15 protein-coding genes are annotated in these 18270 nt (G+C 70.9%); 5 read left to right on the top strand and 10 right to left on the bottom strand.

The features are described 5' to 3' along the window. Positions 1-36 precede the first annotated feature (36 nt). A complete protein-coding gene (locus ABS64_RS01565) occupies positions 37-1566 on the top strand; it encodes a molybdopterin-dependent oxidoreductase (protein WP_292680303.1) in 1530 nt (509 codons plus the stop codon). Positions 1567-1579: 13 nt separating this feature from the next. On the opposite strand, the gene rocD is transcribed toward ABS64_RS01565, so the two are convergent. Both rocD and ddaH read right to left on the bottom strand, forming a co-directional pair. Then, positions 1580-2803, bottom strand: a complete 1224-nt coding sequence (gene rocD, locus ABS64_RS01570; RefSeq protein WP_061683819.1) for an ornithine--oxo-acid transaminase — start codon at positions 2801-2803, stop codon at positions 1580-1582. Continuing rightward, positions 2800-3642, bottom strand: coding sequence for a dimethylargininase (gene ddaH / locus ABS64_RS01575; RefSeq protein WP_288119631.1), 843 nt, complete (start codon positions 3640-3642; stop codon positions 2800-2802). Before ddaH ends, rocD begins: the two co-directional genes overlap by 4 nt. Before the next feature lie 106 nt (positions 3643-3748). Between ddaH and ABS64_RS01580 the strand changes: the two genes are divergently transcribed. Continuing rightward, entirely contained in the window at positions 3749-4504 is a 756-nt protein-coding gene (locus tag ABS64_RS01580; protein ID WP_292680306.1) for a hypothetical protein, read from the top strand. A 357-nt stretch (positions 4505-4861) separates the two neighbouring features. On the opposite strand, the gene ABS64_RS01585 is transcribed toward ABS64_RS01580, so the two are convergent. After that, a complete protein-coding gene (locus ABS64_RS01585) occupies positions 4862-8584 on the bottom strand; it encodes a bifunctional proline dehydrogenase/L-glutamate gamma-semialdehyde dehydrogenase (protein ID WP_292680307.1) in 3723 nt (1240 codons plus the stop codon). 137 nt (positions 8585-8721) lie between these two features. Here ABS64_RS01585 and ABS64_RS01590 point away from each other — a divergent pair, with 137 nt between their 5' ends. Next, positions 8722-9603, top strand: a complete 882-nt coding sequence (locus ABS64_RS01590; protein ID WP_292680309.1) for a LysR family transcriptional regulator — start codon at positions 8722-8724, stop codon at positions 9601-9603. Positions 9604-9622: 19 nt separating this feature from the next. Here the strand turns inward: ABS64_RS01590 and ABS64_RS01595 are convergent, their stop codons facing one another. Next, positions 9623-10183 (bottom strand): acyl-CoA thioesterase, encoded by a 561-nt coding sequence (locus ABS64_RS01595; protein ID WP_036317546.1) that lies wholly within the window; start codon positions 10181-10183, stop codon positions 9623-9625. Positions 10184-10326: 143 nt separating this feature from the next. On the opposite strand from ABS64_RS01595, the gene ABS64_RS01600 reads away from it, so the two are divergent. Next, on the top strand, positions 10327-10845 hold the full coding sequence (locus ABS64_RS01600; RefSeq protein WP_036289977.1) for a GNAT family N-acetyltransferase: 519 nt from the start codon (positions 10327-10329) through the stop codon (positions 10843-10845). A gap of 164 nt (positions 10846-11009) precedes the next feature. Here the strand turns inward: ABS64_RS01600 and ABS64_RS01605 are convergent, their stop codons facing one another. Genes ABS64_RS01605 through ABS64_RS01615 form a run of 3 tightly spaced genes read right to left on the bottom strand, consistent with a single transcriptional unit; the run spans position 11010 to position 14382 of the window. Beyond that, positions 11010-12581, bottom strand: a complete 1572-nt coding sequence (locus ABS64_RS01605) for a cytochrome b/b6 domain-containing protein (protein ID WP_292680316.1) — start codon at positions 12579-12581, stop codon at positions 11010-11012. Further along, positions 12581-13570, bottom strand: coding sequence for an electron transfer flavoprotein subunit alpha/FixB family protein (locus tag ABS64_RS01610; RefSeq protein WP_292680498.1), 990 nt, complete (start codon positions 13568-13570; stop codon positions 12581-12583). The genes ABS64_RS01605 and ABS64_RS01610 overlap by 1 nt, the downstream gene beginning before the upstream one ends. A 35-nt stretch (positions 13571-13605) precedes the next feature. After that, on the bottom strand, positions 13606-14382 hold the full coding sequence (locus ABS64_RS01615; RefSeq protein WP_292680318.1) for an electron transfer flavoprotein subunit beta/FixA family protein: 777 nt from the start codon (positions 14380-14382) through the stop codon (positions 13606-13608). A 154-nt stretch (positions 14383-14536) separates the two neighbouring features. On the opposite strand from ABS64_RS01615, the gene ABS64_RS01620 reads away from it, so the two are divergent. Continuing rightward, positions 14537-15055 carry a MarR family transcriptional regulator gene (locus ABS64_RS01620; RefSeq protein WP_292680320.1) on the top strand — a complete coding sequence of 173 codons (519 nt, stop codon included), beginning with the start codon at positions 14537-14539 and terminating at the stop codon, positions 15053-15055. Here the strand turns inward: ABS64_RS01620 and ABS64_RS01625 are convergent. From ABS64_RS01625 to ABS64_RS01635, 3 genes are all read right to left on the bottom strand, one after another. Then, positions 15042-15818 (bottom strand): enoyl-CoA hydratase-related protein, encoded by a 777-nt coding sequence (locus tag ABS64_RS01625; protein WP_292680322.1) that lies wholly within the window; start codon positions 15816-15818, stop codon positions 15042-15044. The two genes, ABS64_RS01620 and ABS64_RS01625, sit on opposite strands and share 14 nt — an antisense overlap. A 4-nt stretch (positions 15819-15822) precedes the next feature. After that, the gene (locus tag ABS64_RS01630) at positions 15823-16977 is read right to left on the bottom strand and encodes an acyl-CoA dehydrogenase family protein (RefSeq protein ID WP_292680324.1); all 1155 of its coding nucleotides are present in this window, start codon (positions 16975-16977) and stop codon (positions 15823-15825) included. A 99-nt stretch (positions 16978-17076) separates the two neighbouring features. Continuing rightward, positions 17077-18246, bottom strand: coding sequence for a thiolase family protein (locus tag ABS64_RS01635; RefSeq protein ID WP_036289199.1), 1170 nt, complete (start codon positions 18244-18246; stop codon positions 17077-17079). Between the last annotated feature and the right edge of the window lie 24 nt (positions 18247-18270).

Raw genomic sequence — 18270 nt, forward strand, 5'->3', positions numbered from 1 at the left:
GCCCGCGCGCCGTCCGCGGCGACTTAGGATCAGCGCATGCGTACGCGAGCACGGGCAGCCGCCGCCGGCGCGGCCTCCGCCGCCTTCGGTGCCGGGCTCGGCGAGCTTGCCGGCGCCCTCGTGGGGGCGAGTCCCATCGCCGCCGTCGGCGGGGCACTGATCGACCTCGCCCCGCCGTGGGGAAAGGACCTCGCGATCGCTCTGTTCGGCACCGGCGACAAGGCGGCGCTCGTCACCGCGGTCGCCCTCGGGCTGCTCCTGCTGGGCGCGGCGGCGGGTCTGCTCGCCCGCCGTTCGATGGGAGCCGCGCAGACGCTGGTCGTCGTGCTGGGTCTCGTCGGCGCCGGAGCGGCCGTCACCCGGGCGGATGCCGCGGCCCTCGCCGTCGTGCCGCCGGCGGTCGGCGCCGGGGCGACCCTCCTCGGGCTGAGCCTGCTCGTCCCGCGGGCTCTCGCGGCCGCACCGCCACGGGCCGTGCCGAACGCCGCGATGCCTGCGGGCACCTCCCGCCGCACCTTCCTCCTCTGGACCGCCGGCGCGGCGGCGACGGGAGCCCTGGCCGCCGTCGGCGGGTGGGCGCTGCAGACGGGGGCCCGTGCCGCCACCGCGGTCCGTGCGGCGATCACCCTTCCGCGCGCGACGACGACCGTGAGCGTGCCGGCCGGCGCCGATCTCGGCATCCCGCAGTTGGCGCCCGTCATCACCCCCACGAGCGATTTCTACCGGATCGACACGGCGCTCGCGGTGCCGCAGATCGATCCGGCGACCTGGCGTCTGCGCATCCACGGCAAGGTCGACACCGAGGTGGAGATCGGCTGGGACGAGCTGCTCGCCCTCCCTCTCGAAGAGAGCGTGACCACCCTGACGTGCGTGTCGAACGAGGTGGGCGGCGATCTCATCGGCACCGCACGCTGGCTCGGCTATCCGATCCGTCACCTCCTCTCGCGCGCCGGCGTGCAGGCGGATGCCGACATGGTGCTCTCGACGTCGATCGACGGCTTCACCGCGGGCACGCCGCTGGAAGCCCTCACCGACGAGCGCAATGCGATCCTCGCCGTGGGCATGAACGGCGAGCCGCTGCCGATCGCGCACGGCTTCCCCGTGCGGATGGTCGTGCCGGGCCTGTACGGCTACGTGTCGGCGACGAAGTGGGTGACCGATCTGGAGGTCACGCGCTTCGCCGATGCGCAGGGCTACTGGACGCCGCGCGGGTGGTCCGAGCGGGGCCCGATCAAGCTCGCGAGCCGCATCGACGTCCCCCGGCGGGGCGACACGGTCGCGGCCGGCGACACGGTGATCGCCGGCGTCGCCTGGCAGCAGCACGTGGGCGTTCGCGGTGTGCAGGTGCAGATCGACGGCGGGGACTGGCAGGACGCGACGCTCGCCACCGCGATCTCGCCCGACACGTGGGTGCAGTGGTCCCTCCCCTGGCGGGCGACGGCGGGGCCGCACACGATCGTGGCACGAGCGATCGGGACCGACGGGCAGCCGCAGACGCCGACGGTCGCCCCACCGGCGCCGGACGGCGCGACCGGGTGGCCGCGGGTCTCGGTCTCCGTGACCTGAGGCCGGGCGGCTCTCAGCCCTCGAGGACGAGCCGCAGCTGCTCGACGGCCCAGTCGAGCTCGGTCGCACGGACCACGAGCGGCGGCGCGATGCGGATCGTCTGTCCGTGCGTGTCCTTCACGAGAACCCCCCGCGCGAGCAGCCGCTCGGCGATCTCGCGTCCCGTTCCGCGCGCCGGGTCGATGTCGACGCCGGCCCAGAGCCCGGCGACGCGGATCGCGGTGACACCGTTGCCGACGAGCGGTGCCAGCGTGGCCTCCAGGTGCTCACCGAGCGCGGTGGCGCGCGCCTGGAACTCGCCCGATGCCAGCATCTGCACCACCTGGGCACCGATGGCCGCCGCGAGCGGGTTGCCCCCGAACGTGGACCCGTGCTCGCCGGGACGGATGACCCCGAGGACGTCGCGGTCGGCGACCACCGCCGACAGGGGCACGATCCCGCCGCCGAGCGCCTTGCCCAGCAGGTACACGTCGGGCACGACCTGCTCCCGGTCGCAGGCGAACGTCGTACCCACCCGCGCGAGCCCGGACTGGATCTCGTCCGCGATGAACAGCACGCCTTCGCGGTCGCACACCTCCCGGATGGCGCGGAGGTAGCCGTCGGGCGGGATGACGACGCCCGCCTCACCCTGGATCGGCTCGACCAGCACCGCGGCGGTGTTCTCGTCGATCGCGGCGGCGATGGCGTCGGCATCCCCGTACGGCACGCGGACGAATCCGGGCGTGAAGGGGCCGAAGCCGGCGCGAGCCTGCTCGTCGTCGCTGAAGCCGACGATCGTCGTGGTGCGCCCGTGGAAGTTGCCGTCGGCGACGATGATGGTCGCGGCATCCGCGGCGACGCCCTTCGTGCGGTACGCCCACGCGCGGGCGACCTTGATCCCCGTCTCGACGGCCTCCGCACCGGTGTTCATCGGCAGCACGAGGTCCTTGCCGCACAGCTCCGCGAGCGCCGCGGCGAAGGTGCCGAGCTGATCGTTGTGGAACGCTCGGCTCGTCAGCGTGACCCGTCCCAGCTGCGCGGTCGCGGCGGCCAGGAGGGCGGGGTGGCGGTGACCGAAGTTGAGGGCGGAGTAGGCGGCCAGCAGATCGAGGTAGCGCTTGCCCTCGACGTCGGTCACCCAGGCCCCCTCACCGCGGGCGATGACGACCGGCAGCGGGTGGTAGTTGTGCGCGACGTGCTCGTCCTCGGCCGCGATGAGGGCGGCGGAGGATTCGTCGATGGAGATGGCGGAGCTCATTTCATTCCTCGCAGTTCGAGCGTGCAGCATTTGATGCCCCCGCCGCCGAGCAGCAGCTCTGACAGGTCGACGGGAACGGGAACGTAGCCCCGATCGCGCAGCTGGGCATCGAACCCGGTGGCGCGCGGGGAGAGGAAGACGTGACGGCCGTCGGATGCCGCGTTCAGGCCGAACACGGCGCCGTCCTCGTCCGACACGAGGATCGCGTCGGGGTAACGCTCTTCCAGCAGCCGCAGCGACGCCTCGTCGAACGCCGAGGGCAGGTAGGCGATGTTCGCGGCATCCACCCCGCCCTCACCTTCGACCGGATCGAGCACGCAGATCGCGGTGTCGAGGTGGTAGAACCGAGGATCGATCAGGCGGAGGGAGACGACCTCGCGGCCGAAGACATCGGCGACCTCGCGATGACTGTCACCGACGGAGCGGAATCCGGTGCCGGCGAGGATCGTGTCGCCGACGAGAAGGAAGTCCCCCTCACCCTCCTGCACCTCGACCGGTTCGATCACCTCGAAGCCGGCGGCGGCGAACCAGTCCATGAACGGACGCTCCTCCCCTCGCCGTTCCGGAACACGAAAGCGGACTCCGAGCGCTCGGCCGTCGACGACGAAACCGCCGTTGGCCGTGTAGACCATGTCGGGAAGTCCCGGCAGCGGGTCGATCAGTTCGACCTCGTGTCCGAGGGCGAGGTACGTGTCGTACAGCGTCTGCCACTGACGCACGGCCTTGGCCGTGTCGGTCGGTCGCGCCGGCTCCATCCACGGATTGATCGAATAACGCACCGTGAAGTGCTCGGGTCGGCACATCAGGTAGCGGCGGTGATGGGCGATACGGTCGGGCATTCGAGATCCTCGTTCCTCGCCATCCCCATTCTGCCAGAGCACCCTCGGCATCCGCCGAGACTGTCAAGACCGTTGCGGGTTTCATTCCCCTGAGTAGATTCGTCCCATGGCCCGCCGCACGGGAGAGGAAACGCGCGCACTGTTGTTGCGCGTCGGCATGCAGATGCTGCTGGAGCGCGGGGTGGCGGCCGGTGTGCAGCACATCCGTCTGCAGGAAGTACTGCGACGGGCGGGGCTGACCACCGGAGCGGCGTATCGGTTGTGGGCCGATCAGAGCGACTATCAGCGTGACCTCGCAGTGGCGATGGTGCGGCTGCGCATCCGCAGCGACCCCGCCGAGTATCCGCGTGCCGCGATCGAGGATCTCGTCGCGGCGGCGGCCGACGGTGACGAGGTGATCCGCACGGCGGCTGCCGCGCATGTGCAGAGCATCACACTCGACACCGACGATCCGACCCACGATCTGGACGCGCAGCAGTTCCTCGTGACCCTGGCTCTGCGGGCGGCGGCCGAGACCTGGCCCGAGCTGCAGGAGGCGACGCGAGAGCGTCGCCAGGGATCCACCGCGGCCTTCGCACGGTTCTACCTCTGGCTCATGGAGGCCTACGGCGTGCGCCTGCGCAGCCCGCTCACGATCGAGGGTTTCACCGAGCTGCTGGCAGCGATGTCGGAGGGCTTCGCGTTGCGGGCGATCGAAGGCACCCCCCACCCGACCGTCGCGGCGAGCGCATCGGACGAATTCCCCGAAGGCGCGTGGACGCTTCTCGGTCTCGGAGTGCGCGCACTGGTGTATGGGCTGATGGTTCCGGTCGAGACGGACGAGCGCGACTGCGAATCGGGCGGGAGCTCTGGGGTCGAGTGAATCCCCCGGCCCCAGAGCGACACTCCCCCCGGCGTGTCACAAGACGGTCCGATCGGACGCACAACCGCGCGTGAGTCGATCCCCGTCTGGCGCTCCCCAGATGCGCCAGAATCATGCTCGCTCGCGCGACCTTCCATCGCCAGAAAGATAAGTTGTTTCTCTCGCTGGCGAGTCGGCGACGGTTGCGTTCCACACCTTCACGAGGCGCTCGTCGGTCTCGGTGGCCGTGCGCGCCCGGCCCTCGGCATCCACATAGTCATAGGTGACCGTGGACGTCTCACCCGTTGCGACGTAGCCCAGGCGTCCGATCGACGTCGGATGCCGAGAGCTCACGGACCTCGACGAACGCCGGCTGCATCAGATGACCTCCGCGCTCCAGTCGTCGGGGTTGCCGAAGCGGTGCGCAGTGATCGACACGGCCTGCTCGCGCAGGAACGGCAGCAGTTCGATGCGCCCGGCGGTGGTGACCTCTCCGGCGTAGACGGCGATGTCGACGTCACCGTCGGTCGCACTGACGAGGGCGTCCTGGATGCGGGCGACGGATGCCGCCGGCCCGACCAGCCGCACGCGCGGTGCGTCACCGTCTTCGCGTGCCGCCTGCAGGCGCTCGATCCACTGCTCGTCGGTCTCGACGAACACCGCGATGTCGAGATCACCGAGCGCGCGACGCACGCCGGCCGGAAGCCCCACCGGTGCACTGATCGTCATCCCGCCACCCGCGCGAACGCCCGCCACCACGACGCGCAGCAGGGCCTGCCACGCGGCATCCTTCGTCGCGCGCACCGCCACCTCGACGGGCCGATACCGGAAGAGATTCCGCTCCACACCGAGCCGTGACACGTCCTTGACGCGGCCGAACTCCCGATCCCAGGCGACGGCATCGGACAGCGCGCCGCGACGCAGCCACTCGAAGGCCTCGTAGTCCAGCGAGGGCTGGGCGGACTCGATGAGCGTCGTGATGCGCGCATCCAGCCCACGCAGGTGCAGCGTCGATGACGGCGCGCCACCCGCCGAGGGCCGCCACGAGCCGAGTCCGATCAGATAGTTCGGGCCGCCGGCCTTCGTGCCGGCGCCGACCGACGAGCGCTTCCAGCCGCCGAAGGGCTGGCGCTGCACGATCGCCCCGGTGATGCCGCGGTTGACGTAGAGGTTGCCCGCCTCGACCTGATCGAGCCACAGTTCGAGGTCGGCGGGGTCCTGGGTGTACAGCCCCGCCGTCAGGCCGTACGCGACGGCGTTCTGCATCTCGACCGCCTCCGACAGCGAGGAGGCGTGCATGATGCCGAGCATCGGGCCGAAGAACTCCTCCAGATGCGTGCGCGACCCCGGCCGCACCCCCACGCGGATGCCGGGCCGCCACAGGCGCCCGGCCAGAGCAGCATCGGCGTCGGCCGAACCCTCGATGAGTTCGGGAGCGACCAGCCAGCTCTCACCCTCCTCGAGGGTCGTGAGGGCCCACTCGAGCTTGCCGCGCGGCGTCTCGATCACCGGCCCGACCTCGCTCGACGGGTCGGAGGGCGCTCCCACGCGCAGTGAGCGGACGGCATCGACGAGCTGGCGCGCGAACCGCTCGGAGCGCGCCACCGGTCCCACCAGGATCGCGAGCGAGGCGGCGGAGCACTTCTGCCCGGCGTGACCGAAGGCGCTCTTCACCAGATCGGATGCCGCGAGATCCAGGTCGGCGGAGGGCATGACGATCATGGCGTTCTTGCCGCTCGTCTCGGCGAGCAGCGGCAGGTCGCGCCGCCACGAGCGGAACAGCTGCGCGGTCTCCCACGAGCCGGTGAGAATCACACGATCCACGTCGGGGTGCGCGATCAGCCGCTGGCCGTGCTCCTCCTCGTCGACGTCGACCAGCGCGAGGATGTCGCGGTCGACGCCCTCGAGGTCCAACGCCGCCCAGACGGCCTCGGCGACCACGGCCGCGCAGCGGCGCGCCTGAGGAGCCGGCTTGAACACGACACCCGAGCCCGCCGCAAGCGCAGCGAGCACTCCGCCGGCGGGGATCGCGACGGGGAAGTTCCAGGGCGGCGCGACCACCGTGAGCGCCGCAGGCACGAAGACCGCGCCGCTCACCCGATCGAGCTCGCGCGCCGTCGCGGCGTAGTAGTTGGCGAAGTCGACGGCTTCGCTGACTTCGACATCGGCTTCGGCGAACACCTTGCCGGTCTCGCTCGCGGCCACCTCGATGAGCTCGCCGCGCCGAGCCTCGAGCGCACGCGCGACCGCACGCAGAACCTTCGCTCGATCGTCCGCGGGCACGGCGCCCCACCGTGTGCCGGCGGCCCGAACGCGCGCGACCGTCTCTTCGAGCGACGCCGAATCGTCGATGCGCGCAGCGGCGATGGTCGACTCTCCGGCGCGCGACCCGGCGATCCGCGCCAGAATCTCGTCGGCCCAGGCCCGGTTGGCCGGCAGTGCGGGGTCCGTGTCGGGCGCGTTCGCGAACCCCGGCGCACCCTCGGCGCGGACGGATTCACGAAGGTCGAAGACCGCGGTGTCGACGAACGACCCGCCGTCACCCCGACCGTCGGCGATACCGAGAACCACCTGCGTCAGATCGCCGTCGGCGGCTCCCTCCGCCGTTTCGGCTGCGGGCTCCGGACGGGTGAGGGCGGGGGTCGCTGCGCCGCTCGCCGCGTCGTCCCGCCGGGTCTGCGTCCGCTGAGGCCCCACGGGAAGCGCCGGGTCGGCCGCCCGCAGCAGCGAGGCGAGGAAGCGGTCGCGCTCCCGCGCGAACATCGCCGGATCTTCGGCAAGATCGAAAGCGGCCGAGAGGAAGTTGTCGCTCGACGCGTTCTCCTCCAATCGGCGCACGAGGTAGCTGATGGCCACATCGAACTCGTCGGGCCGCACGACCGGCACGTACAGCAGCACGTGGCCGACCTCGCGCGAGACCGCCGCCACCTGTCCCTGTGCCATGCCGAGGAGCATCTCGAACTCGACGTCGTCCCGGACGCCGCGCTCCCCCGCCAGCAGCCACGCGTACGCGATGTCGAAGAGGTTGTGGCCGGCGACGCCGAGGCGCACCGCGCGCGAGTTCTCCGGCCGCAGCGCCTCGTCGAGGCACCGGAGGTAGCTGGCGTCGGCGTCGAGCTTGCTCGCATGGGTGGCCAGCGGCCAGCCGTGCATGACGGCATCCACCCGTTCCATCGCGAGGTTCGCGCCCTTGACGAGTCGCACCTTGATGCGGGCGCCCCCGTCGTCGACCCGCTGCTGAGCCCAGGCGGTGAGCTGCCGCAGGGCCGGCAACGCATCGGGAAGGTACGCCTGCAGGACGATGCCCGCCTCCAGATCACGCAGCCGCGGATCCTCCAGCAGCCGGGTGAACACCGCGATCGTCAGGTCGAGGTCGCGGTACTCCTCCATGTCCAGATTGATGAACGTCTGAGCGGACTCGGGCCCCGCCGAGGAGGCGGCCGTCAGGTACAGCGGGAGCAGGCGGTCGACCACCCGGTCGACGACCTGGTCGAAGGCCCACATCGAGATGTGGCTCGCGATGGCCGACACCTTCACCGAGACGTAGTCGACGTCGTCGCGGCGGATGAGATCGTGGATGCCGTCCAGGCGGCGCAGCGCTTCGGCCTCGCCGAGCACGGCCTCGCCCAGGAGGTTCAGGTTGAGGCGCGCACCCGAGGCGCGGATGGCCGTCAACGCCGGGCCCAGCTTGTCGGGGCGGGCATCGACGATGAGGTGGCCGACCATCTCGCGCAGCGCGCGGCGCGCGAGCGGCACCGTCGGCGCCGGAAGGAGCGGCCCCACGGCACCGGCGGTGCGCACCGCGGCCCGCAGGTACCAGGGCAGGAACTCGGGCACCAGCGGCGCGACGCGCTGCAGGTTCGCCGCGGCGGCGCTCAACGACTCGGGACGCATGACGCCGTCGACGAAGCCGATCGTGAACGGCAGCCCGTGGGGGTCCTTGAGCACGCCGGCGAGCCGTTCGGCGGCGGGATCGACGTCGGCCGCCGCGGACTCGTCCACCCAGCGTCGCGCGAGGGAGACGGCGCTGTCGGCGAGCCGGGATGCCGAGGGGGGCGTGGTGGTGTCGTCGGTCACGTCTCCAGAGTGCACTGTGTCCATGCGTCCAGCGTGAGGCACGCATATGATTCGGCAAAAGCGATGATCTTTGACGGATATCGTTCGATGACAGCGATGTTTTCTCCGGCGCGACCACGACGCAGCCGAGACGACGGCGACGGGTGACGGAAGGAGCGCGCGTGTTCGAGTTGAAACGCCTCCGACTGCTGCACGAACTCGCCCAGCGCGGCACGATCGCCGCCGTCGCACAGGCCTTGGCGTACAGCCCGTCCACGATCTCGCAGCAGTTGTCGCAGTTGGAGCGCGAGGCGGGAGTGGCGCTGCTCGCTCCGGATGGACGCCGCGTGCGGCTGACCGCGCACGGCGAGACGCTGGCCGCCTACGCGGCGCGCGCCCTCGATGCCGACGAGGAGATCCGCGGCGAACTCGAAGACACCCGCCTCGGGATCGCGCCGGTGCGTCTCGCCGTGCTGCAGACGGCCGCCCGCGCTCTCGTGCCCGCAGCCCTGACCCTGCTCGCCGAGCGGACGCCGGGCCTGCGCGTGGAGATCTCCGAGCTGCCGCCCGAAGAGGGGTTGTTCGAGCTCGGAGCGCGCGGCTTCGACCTCGCGATCGCCGAGCAGTACCCCGGGCTCACTCGCCCCCACCGATCGGCGCTCGATCGGGATCTGCTCGGCGTCGATCCGATCCGACTGGCGACGGCGCGCGCCACCGGGCCGCTGGCCGACCTGGCCGAACACGCCTGGGTGATGGAGCCGCGCGGCACGGCGGCGCGCGAGTGGGCGATGCAGCAGTGCCGCGCCGCCGGGTTCGAGCCCGACGTGCGCTTCGAGCTCGCCGACCTCAGCGGGCATGCCGAGCTGATCGCCGCCGGTCACGCCGTCGGACTGCTGCCCGATCTGCTGTGGGCCGGCGGCGCACCCCCGGTGCACCTCAGCGCGCTTCCGGGCGACCCGGCTCGCGAGATCTTCACGGCCGCGCGCCGATCCAGCCGCAGCCGTCCCGGCATCCGCAGCGTCCGCGAGGCTCTCGCCGACGCGTTCGTCGCGCGTCGGGTCTGACGCCGGCATCCCTGCGGGATCAGTCCCACTCGCTCGGCGCGGGAGCCTTCGTCGAGGGCAGCGCGCTGTCGCGAGCCCAGTCGGCCACCCACTGCGGCAGCGGTGGGAGATCATCCGGCCGCTCGAGCGCCTCGAAGAGCTCGTCGGTGTTCACCACGCCGCCGGTGCGGCGCAGGAAGCGCGCGCGGACGATCATCTCGGCATAGACCTCGCCGTCCACGACCGCGCGGTGCATCTGGTAGACGGCCTTGTCATCGTGGGCGTACAGGCGGGATTCGACCGTGAAGCGCTGCCAGAGCTGCAGCGATTTGCGGAAGGTCACCGTCTCGCTGGCGACCACCGCGTACCAGCCCTGCGCGTTCATCGCATCCCAGATGCCGGTGCGGATCAGCAGGTCGAAGCGGCCGAGGTCGAACAGCGAGGCGTAGCGGCCGTTGTTCATATGGCCGAGCAGATCGATGTCGGTGGGCAGCGTCCGAAGCCGCAGCCGACCGACACTGCGTGGCGGCATGGGGCCGCGCCGATGCAGCAGCACCTTCGCGCGCCAGATCGTCAGGAGGGTCCGCCACCATACGTTCACGAAGCGCGATGCTAGCGGATTCCCCGATGGGCTCCTGGCATCTCTTGTGGGGTTCCCACAGTCCTCGTGGTGCCGCCGCGACGAGGGTGGAGCGCGGCATCCATCGATTTCGTGAATCGGAAGGGCCGCCGTAGAGTCTGGCCATGGAAGCCCCCACCGACATCACCGCGCAGACCGACACCGTCGTCCGTCCCGTTCGTGACGTGGATGCCGAGGCCCTCGGACGGGTCCACGCGACGTGCTGGCACGAGACCTACGACCACCTCATCAGCAAGGCCGCTCTCGAGAACGTCTCTCCCAAGCGCCTCGCCGAGCTGTGGACGCACTGGGCCCAGCAGGGCCCCGAGTTCAAGATGTTCGCCGCCCTCGTCGGCGGCGAGATCGTCGGATTCGCCGGCTCGGGCCCGGCGCGCGACCGCGACGCTCCGCGCACGCGTGAGCTCTACTTCATCTACCTGCTCGACCAGTTCCACGGCACCGGCATCGGGCAGCAGCTGTTCGACGCGACGGTCGACGCCGACGAGGAGCTCTACCTCTGGGTCGCCGCGGACAACCCGCGTGCTCACCGCTTCTACGCGCGCAACGGTTTCACGCTCGACGGAGCCACGCACACCGAGCCGTTCCTCGGCGAGACGCTCACCGAGGTCCGCTTCGTGCGCTGATCGCGCCTGCCGCGTCGCGGGTTCGGCCGGCCCCACCGCGCTGACGAACTCCGCAGATTCTGACGAACTCCGCATCCAGATCGCCGATCGGATGCGGAGTTCGTCGCATTCTGCGGAGATGCTCGACTGAGCGGCGGCCACTGTCGGGACGCTGATCGCGCGCGTCAGCGTCCGCTGACCGTGCCGAACAGGCGGGCGATCGGGGCGAGTACGAGGGGCCGCGCCGCGACCCATGCGGCGGCGATGACGACCAGCGAGACGACGAACAGCCAGAAGCCGGTCCAGTTGTCGGCATAGGCCGTCGGGTCGACCGAGCCCTGCGCGGCGTACATGTGGTTGAGGTTGCGCAGCGCCCCGGTCGCGAGCACGAGAACGACGTGGATGACGATGAACACGACGAAGAACAGCATCACCGGGAAGTGCACCTTGCGCGCCCACTCGATCGGGTAGGCGGCGCTGAGCTTCAGGTTCTTCTTCGGCCACATCCCGCTCATCCGGAAGCCGGTGATCGCGGCGAGCGGGGCGGCGATGAAGACGGTCGAGAAGTAGGCGAGCTGCTGCAGCGCGTTGTAGTTGACCCAGCCGTTCTCGGTCGGCCAGTCCAGCGAGACGTACTGCAGCGCGGCGCTGAGGGCATTGGGGACGACTTCCCAGCTCGTGGGGACGATCCGCATCCACTGGCCGGTGACGAACAGCAGCACGATGAAGACGGCGCCGTTGATGAGCCACAGGATGTCGAGCGCCTGATGGAACCAGATCGTCAGGCTCGTCTTGCCCTTGGGGTTGTTCTTCGGCGCCCAGAAGACGCTCGGCCGCTTCTCGCGGCGGATCGTGAGCCCCGAGCGGATGATCAGCACCATCAAGAAGACGTTGAAGAAGTGCTGCCAGCCGAGCCACGCGGGGATGCCGACGGGCGCACCGTCGGGCAGGTGATACTCACCGGGGTAGGTCGCGAGGAAATCGCGCGGGCCGTCGAGGCTCAGCAGGAACCGCACCGCGAGCACGGCCATGCCCGCCGCGAACAGGAGCCCGATCCCGCCGACGATGACGGTGCCCGCCCACTGCGTCTTCGTGAACGGGCCGATGCGCTGCAGTTCAGGCTTCGGCTGCGGCCGACGCGACGCGGCACGACCGGCCCAGGCGGTCCGCGGTACTGTCAGCGGCGCACGCGGACCCTCGGCGACGGCGGGAACGAGAGGGCTGTCGGCGGCGTGGGCGACCTCCGCGGAGGCATTCTCCTCACCGGGCGCCGCGGCATCGACGGCGGCCACGGCGACCGCGGTCGAGGCAGCCACCTCGGTGCCGGCGGGTGGCCAGGCGTCGCCGCCCGCGACGCGGGGCAGCCCGCGTCGCACCGATGGGGCGCCGTCGGCCGCGGCGGGTCCGGGCGTCGGCGCGGAGACCGCGGCCGCCTCCGCGTACGCCGCCTCGGCGTCAGCGGCAGCAGCGACGACGCCGGTCGGCCACGGCTCGCCTCCGGCGACGCGCGGCAAGCCCCGGCGTACGACGGTCTCGCTGCCGCGGGAAAGTGCGGAGGCGGCCACCGCGGTCGCCTGTTCCCCCGAGTGCGTCGGTGCGACCGCGGACGGCGCCATGTCTGCCTCGGCGACAGTGCTCTCCACGACAGGGGTCGCCTCCACGGCGACCTCCGCGGGTGCACTCGCGGCCGGCGGCCACGGCTCACCCCCGGCGATGCGCGGCAGCCCGCGACGCATCGACGATCCGCCGGTCGCCATCAGGCCTTCCTGGCGTCGAGGGCGGCGATCAGCTGCGGGACGACCGTGAACACGTCCCCCACGATGCCGAAGTCGGCGATGTCGAAGATGGGGGCGTCGCCGTCTTTATTGATCGCGACGATCGTCTTCGCGGTCTGCATGCCGGCTTTGTGCTGGATCGCGCCCGAGATGCCGAGAGCGACATACAACTGCGGAGACACCGACACACCGGTCTGACCGACCTGGTGCGAGTAAGGGATGTACCCGGCATCCACGGCGGCCCGCGAGGCGCCCACAGCCGCGCCGAGGGCATCGGCGAGCTGTTCGACGAGCGCGAACTTCTCGGCCGAGCCGAGTCCGCGCCCTCCCGAGACGACCTTCGCCGCGCCGCGCAGCTCCGGCCGCGACGACGCCGCGACCTCGGCTTCGAATCCGGTGATGCGCGCCGCCGGCGCGCCCGAGGCGGCGACCGCCAGCGGCACCACCCGCGGCTCGGCGACGGCCGCGGCACGGGCTTCGACCGCCCCCTGGCGCACCGTGACCACGAGAGGACCGAAGGTGGCCGCGCTCGTGACGTTGTACGCCCCGCCGTAGACGGAATGCTGCGCGAGCACGCCCTCGTCGTCGCGGGAGACGCCGACCGCATCCACGGCCAGGGCCGCACGCGAGCGTGCCGCGTACCGTCCGGCGATGTCGCGGCCCTCGATGGAGTTCGAAACGAGCACGGCGTCGGGCTTCACGAGCGCGGATGCCGCGTCCACGGCATCGACCAGAGGAACCGTCAGCGATCCGTCCGCACCGCCCAGCCCCGCGGTGAGCACGACCGCAGCCCCCAGCGCACCCGCCGCCTCGGCGAGTGCGGCATGCGCCTCGTCACCGGCGACGACCAGCGCGACCGGCGTGCCGATGCCGGCGGCGGCGCCGAGCAGTCCGGCGGCCGAGCCGGCCAGCTCACCGGCCGGGGTGACATCCAGCAGGACGAGAATCGCGTCCGAGGCGACATCCACCATCACGTTCTCCATCGTCATCGTTCCCAGCACCGTTCTCAGGCCAGTCGGTTCTCGACGAGGAAGGCGGCGAGCTTGTCGCCGGCGTCGCCCTCATCGACGATCTTGATTCCCGCACCGCGCGGAGGCTTCTCGGCGACCGCCGTCATGATCGACTGCGCGGCCGCGGACGGGTCGACGTCGACGCCGAGGTCGGCCAGCGACACGATCTCGAACGGCTTCTTCTTCGCCGCCATGATGCCCTTGAAGTTCGGGAACCGGGCATCCGGGAGGGCTTCGGTGATCGAGATGACGGCCGGCAGCGTCGCACTGACCTGCGCGGTGCCGAAGTCGGTGGCGCGCGTGCCGGTGATCTCCCCCTCGCCGATCGTGACCGACGACAGCGCGGTCGCCTGCGGCACCTGCAGGTGCTCGGCGATCATCGCCGGAAGGACGCCGCCGGTGCCGTCGGTGGAGAGATTGCCGGTGATGACCAGGTCGAACCCGGCTCGCCGCACCGCCGCGGCGAGCACGGCCGCGGTCACGCCCAGATCTGCGCCGGCCAGCGCCGGGTCGACGACCTGCAGAGCGGATGCCGCGCCCATCGCGAGCCCCTTGCGGATGGTGGCCGCAGCCTCCTCCGATGCCATCGAGACGACAGCGACCTCCGTGCCGGGGTGGGCGTCGGCATACGACAGAGCCACCTCCAGTGCGCGCTCCCCGATCTCATCGAGCACGCGCTCAGAGGCCGAGCGCTCGGCGAGACCGGTCTCGAGGTCGAGCTTGCGGTCGCCGTAGGTGTCGGGGACTTCTTTGACCAGCACCACGATCTTCATCGGTTCTCCTTGCGACGCATTCATTCTAGAAGGTGCGACTCAGTATCGCATCCGTTGAGACTCAGGATCATCCGTGGGGACGGATCGAGGTCCGCGCTAGCGTGAGACCAGCGCGCACGGCACTCCGGGCGCCGAGCCGTTCGAGGAGATGCCCGTGAGCCGCACGCCGTCGTCGCCACGCGATCCGATCGCAGAGGCCCGCCGCCAGTGGGTGGCGCACGGCTGGGTCGACGCCGCGGCCGGGATGACGGCGGTGACGAGCATCATGCGGGCGCACCAGATTCTGCTCGCGCGCGTCGACGAGGCCCTGAAGCCGTTCTCGCTCACGTTCGCCCGCTACGAACTGCTGACGCTGCTGAGTTTCACCCGTGACGGACGGATGCCGCTGTCGTCGGCGGCGAGCCGCTTGCAAGTGCACCCGACGAGCGTGACGAACACCGTCGACCGTCTTGAAGCGGCCGCGCTCGTCGCGCGCGAGCCGCACCCCGGCGATCGTCGGGCGACGCTGGTTGCCCTGACGAGGGCGGGGCGTGACCTCGCGGCTCAGGCCACCGCGGCGCTCAACGACGCCGTGTTCGCCGCGCCCGGCCTGACAGCCGACGACGTGGAAGACCTCGTCGCGATCGTCGCCCGACTGCGCCGGTCGGCGGGCGATGTCGTCAGCGATTCGTGAATCGCGGCGCACGCTTCTCCCGGAAGGCGGCCATGCCCTCCTTCTGGTCGTCCAGCGCGAATAGTGATGTGAAGACCTGCTTCTCGAAGCGCAGCCCCTCGGCGGCGCCGGTCTCCAGCGAGGCGCGCAGCGACTCCTTGGCGGCGTACAGGACGGGAAGCGATTTCGCGGCGATCTGCTCGGCCATCGCTTCTGCCTCGGCGAGCAGGTCGGCGGCGGGCACGACGCGGGAGACCAGGCCGGCCCGCTCGGCTTCGGCGGCATCCATCATCCGTCCGGTGAGCACGAGCTCTGCCGCCTTGTAGTAGCCGATCGCACGCGGCAGACGCTGCGTGCCGCCGAGGCCGGGGATGACGCCGAGAGTGATCTCGGGCTGACCGAAGCGGGCGGTGTCGGCAGCCAGGATGATGTCGCACGCCATCGCCAGCTCGCAGCCGCCGCCGAGCGCGTACCCCGCGACGGCCGCGACGACCGGCGTGCGGACGCGCGAGAAGGCCTCCAGTCCGGTGAAGGGGCTGCGCAGCGACATCTCGACGGGCGACTTGTCCTCCATCTCCTTGATGTCGGCACCGGCGGCGAAGGCGCGCTCCGAACCCGTCACGACGATGCAGCCGATCTGCTCGTCGGCATCGAACGCGGTCGCCGCGGCGGCGAGTTCTTCGACCAGGGTCGAGTTGAGGGCGTTGAGGGCCTCGGGGCGGTTGAGGGTGATCCATCCGACACGGCCGCGGGTGGACACGAGGATCGTGGAGTAGTCGCTCATGTCCTCATGCTCCCAGAACGTCGCGGCCGATGATCACGCGCATTATCTCGTTCGTGCCCTCGAGGATCTGGTGCACCCGAAGATCGCGCACCACCTTCTCGATCCCGTACTCCTGCAGATACCCGTAGCCGCCGTGCAGCTGCAGCGCCCGGTTGGCCACCTCGAAGCCGGCGTCGGTGGCGAAGCGCTTGGCCATGGCGCACTGCACGGCGACGTCGTCGGCACGGACGTCGATCGCGCGAGCCGCGTCGCGCACCATCGCCCGGGCCGCCTGCAGTTGCGTGGCCATGTCGGCGAGGGCGAACACGACGCTCTGCCGTTCGGCGAGGGCCTCGCCGAACGTGAACCGCTCGTGCACGTAGCGCACGGCACGATCGAGCGCCCACTGGGCACCGCCGACGGAGCAGGCCGCAATGTTGACCCGCCCCCCGTTGAGCCCGCTCATCGCGATGCGGAACCCCTCGCCCACGCCGCCCAGCAGAGCGGATGCCGGCACCCGCACCTCGTCGAGGATCACCTGACGGGTGGGCTGCGCGTTCCACCCCATCTTGCGCTCGTTGGGCCCGAAGCTCAGGCCCGCGGCATCCGCCGGCACCAGGAAGGCGCTGATGCCCCGCGCGCCGGGCTCGCCGGTGCGGGCCATGACGACAGAGACCGATGCCTCACCCGCGCCGGAGATGAACTGCTTGACCCCGGTGAGCACATAGCCGTCGCCGTCGGCGATCGCGCTGGTCGTGATGGCCGCGGCATCCGAGCCCGCGCCGGGCTCCGTGAGGCAGTAGGCGCCGAGGTCGCGAAGCGTGATCAGACGCGGCAGCCACTGCTCGCGCTGCGCCGGAGTGCCGTAGCTGTCGATCATCCAGGCGACCATGTTGTGGATGCTGATGTACGCGGCGATCGTGGGATCGCCCATCGACAGCTGCTCGAAGACGAGTGCGGCGTCCTCACGCGTCAGCGCGGTGCCGCCGACGTCCTCACGCACGTACAGCCCTCCGAGGCCGAGTTCTCCGGCGTCGGCGAGCACATCCCGCGGAAAGTGCTTGTCGCGATCCCATTCCAGCGCGTGCGGCTCCAGCCGCGTCCGGGCGAAGTCGCGGACGGCTTCGAGGATGGCTCCCCGCTCATCGGCGGAGAGGGAAGGGGACACAGTCATGCTCATCGCGTCACGTCCTTGTGAAACAGATCGACAGCCGGAAGTGCGCCCGGTAGGGCACAGCGATCATTTTACATGGACGTCCTAGTAAATGGACGCGGCGTTCTAGAGCCGTTCGATGATGGTGGCGTTCGCCATGCCCCCGCCCTCGCACATGGTCTGCAGTCCGTACCGTCCGCCGGTGGACTCGAGGTGCGCGAGGAGCGTACCGAGAAGTCGCGTGCCGCTGGAGCCGAGCGCGTGCCCGAGGGCGATCGCCCCTCCCCAGGGGTTGAGCTTGGCGGCATCCGCGCCGAGTTCGGCAGCCCACGCGAGCGGCACCGGGGCGAACGCCTCGTTGACCTCGTACGCGTCGAGATCGTCGATCGTCAGGCCACCGCGCTCCAGCACGCGACGTGTCGCGGGAATCGGCCCCGTGAGCATCATCAGGGGGTCGTCGCCGACGACGGCGAACGCGTGGAAGCGCGCACGCGGCGTCAGCCCCAGCTCGAGCGCCTTCTGCTCGCTCATGATGAGCACCGCGGAGGCGCCGTCGGTCAGCGGAGAAGAGTTGCCGGGTGTGATCAGCCAGTCGATCTCGGGAAAGCGCTCCGCCATGGCATCGGTGCGGAAGGCCGGCGCGAGGCCGGAAAGACCCGCGACGGTGGTGCCCGGGCGCACCGTCTCGTCGATCTCGACACCGTCGACGGCCAGCAGCTGCGAGGCGAATCTGCCCTGGACCTGCGCCTCGGCAGCGCGTTCGTGCGACTCGGCCGCGTACGCGTCGAGCTCGTCGCGCGAGAAGCCCCAGCGCGCCGCGATCAGCTCGGCCGACACGCCCTGGTTCACGAGTCCGTCGGGATAGCGCGCGTGCAACCCCGGTGAGAAGGGTGAACCGGCGACGGATGCCGCGACCCCGAGAGGCACGCGGCTCATCGATTCGACGCCGCCGGCGATGACGATGTCGTACTGTCCGGCCATGACGCCCTGCGCCGCGAACTGCGCGGCCTGCTGGCTCGATCCGCACTGCCGATCGATCGTCGTCGCCGGAACGCGCTCGTCGAATCCGGCCGCGAGCACCGCCTGACGCGCGATGTTCATCGTCTGTTCGCCGACCTGGCTGACGCAGCCGAGCAGCACGTCGTCGATCTGACGGGAGTCGAGTCCGTTGCGTTCGAGCGTCGCGCGCAGCACGTGCGCGGCGAGGTCGACGGGATGGATGCCGCTGAGCGCCCCGCCCGGCTTGCCGCGCCCCGACGGGGTGCGGACGGCGTCGACGATGACGGCGGTGCGCATGTTCATGGCATCCATCCTGTCTCC

The sequence above is a fragment of the Microbacterium sp. SCN 69-37 genome (genome assembly GCF_001724435.1).
Classification (GTDB): domain Bacteria; phylum Actinomycetota; class Actinomycetes; order Actinomycetales; family Microbacteriaceae; genus Microbacterium; species Microbacterium laevaniformans.

Coding starts and splice junctions, on each gene's coding strand:
- ABS64_RS01565 (WP_292680303.1), top strand. CDS start 37: ATGCGTACGCGAGCACGGGCAGCCGCCGCCGGCGCGGCCTCCGCCGCC.
- rocD (WP_061683819.1), bottom strand. CDS start 2,803: ATGAGCTCCGCCATCTCCATCGACGAATCCTCCGCCGCCCTCATCGCG.
- ddaH (WP_288119631.1), bottom strand. CDS start 3,642: ATGCCCGACCGTATCGCCCATCACCGCCGCTACCTGATGTGCCGACCC.
- ABS64_RS01580 (WP_292680306.1), top strand. CDS start 3,749: ATGGCCCGCCGCACGGGAGAGGAAACGCGCGCACTGTTGTTGCGCGTC.
- ABS64_RS01585 (WP_292680307.1), bottom strand. CDS start 8,584: ATGGACACAGTGCACTCTGGAGACGTGACCGACGACACCACCACGCCC.
- ABS64_RS01600 (WP_036289977.1), top strand. CDS start 10,327: ATGGAAGCCCCCACCGACATCACCGCGCAGACCGACACCGTCGTCCGT.
- ABS64_RS01605 (WP_292680316.1), bottom strand. CDS start 12,581: ATGGCGACCGGCGGATCGTCGATGCGTCGCGGGCTGCCGCGCATCGCC.
- ABS64_RS01610 (WP_292680498.1), bottom strand. CDS start 13,570: ATGGTGGATGTCGCCTCGGACGCGATTCTCGTCCTGCTGGATGTCACC.
- ABS64_RS01615 (WP_292680318.1), bottom strand. CDS start 14,382: ATGAAGATCGTGGTGCTGGTCAAAGAAGTCCCCGACACCTACGGCGAC.
- ABS64_RS01625 (WP_292680322.1), bottom strand. CDS start 15,818: ATGAGCGACTACTCCACGATCCTCGTGTCCACCCGCGGCCGTGTCGGA.
- ABS64_RS01630 (WP_292680324.1), bottom strand. CDS start 16,977: ATGAGCATGACTGTGTCCCCTTCCCTCTCCGCCGATGAGCGGGGAGCC.
- ABS64_RS01635 (WP_036289199.1), bottom strand. CDS start 18,246: ATGCGCACCGCCGTCATCGTCGACGCCGTCCGCACCCCGTCGGGGCGC.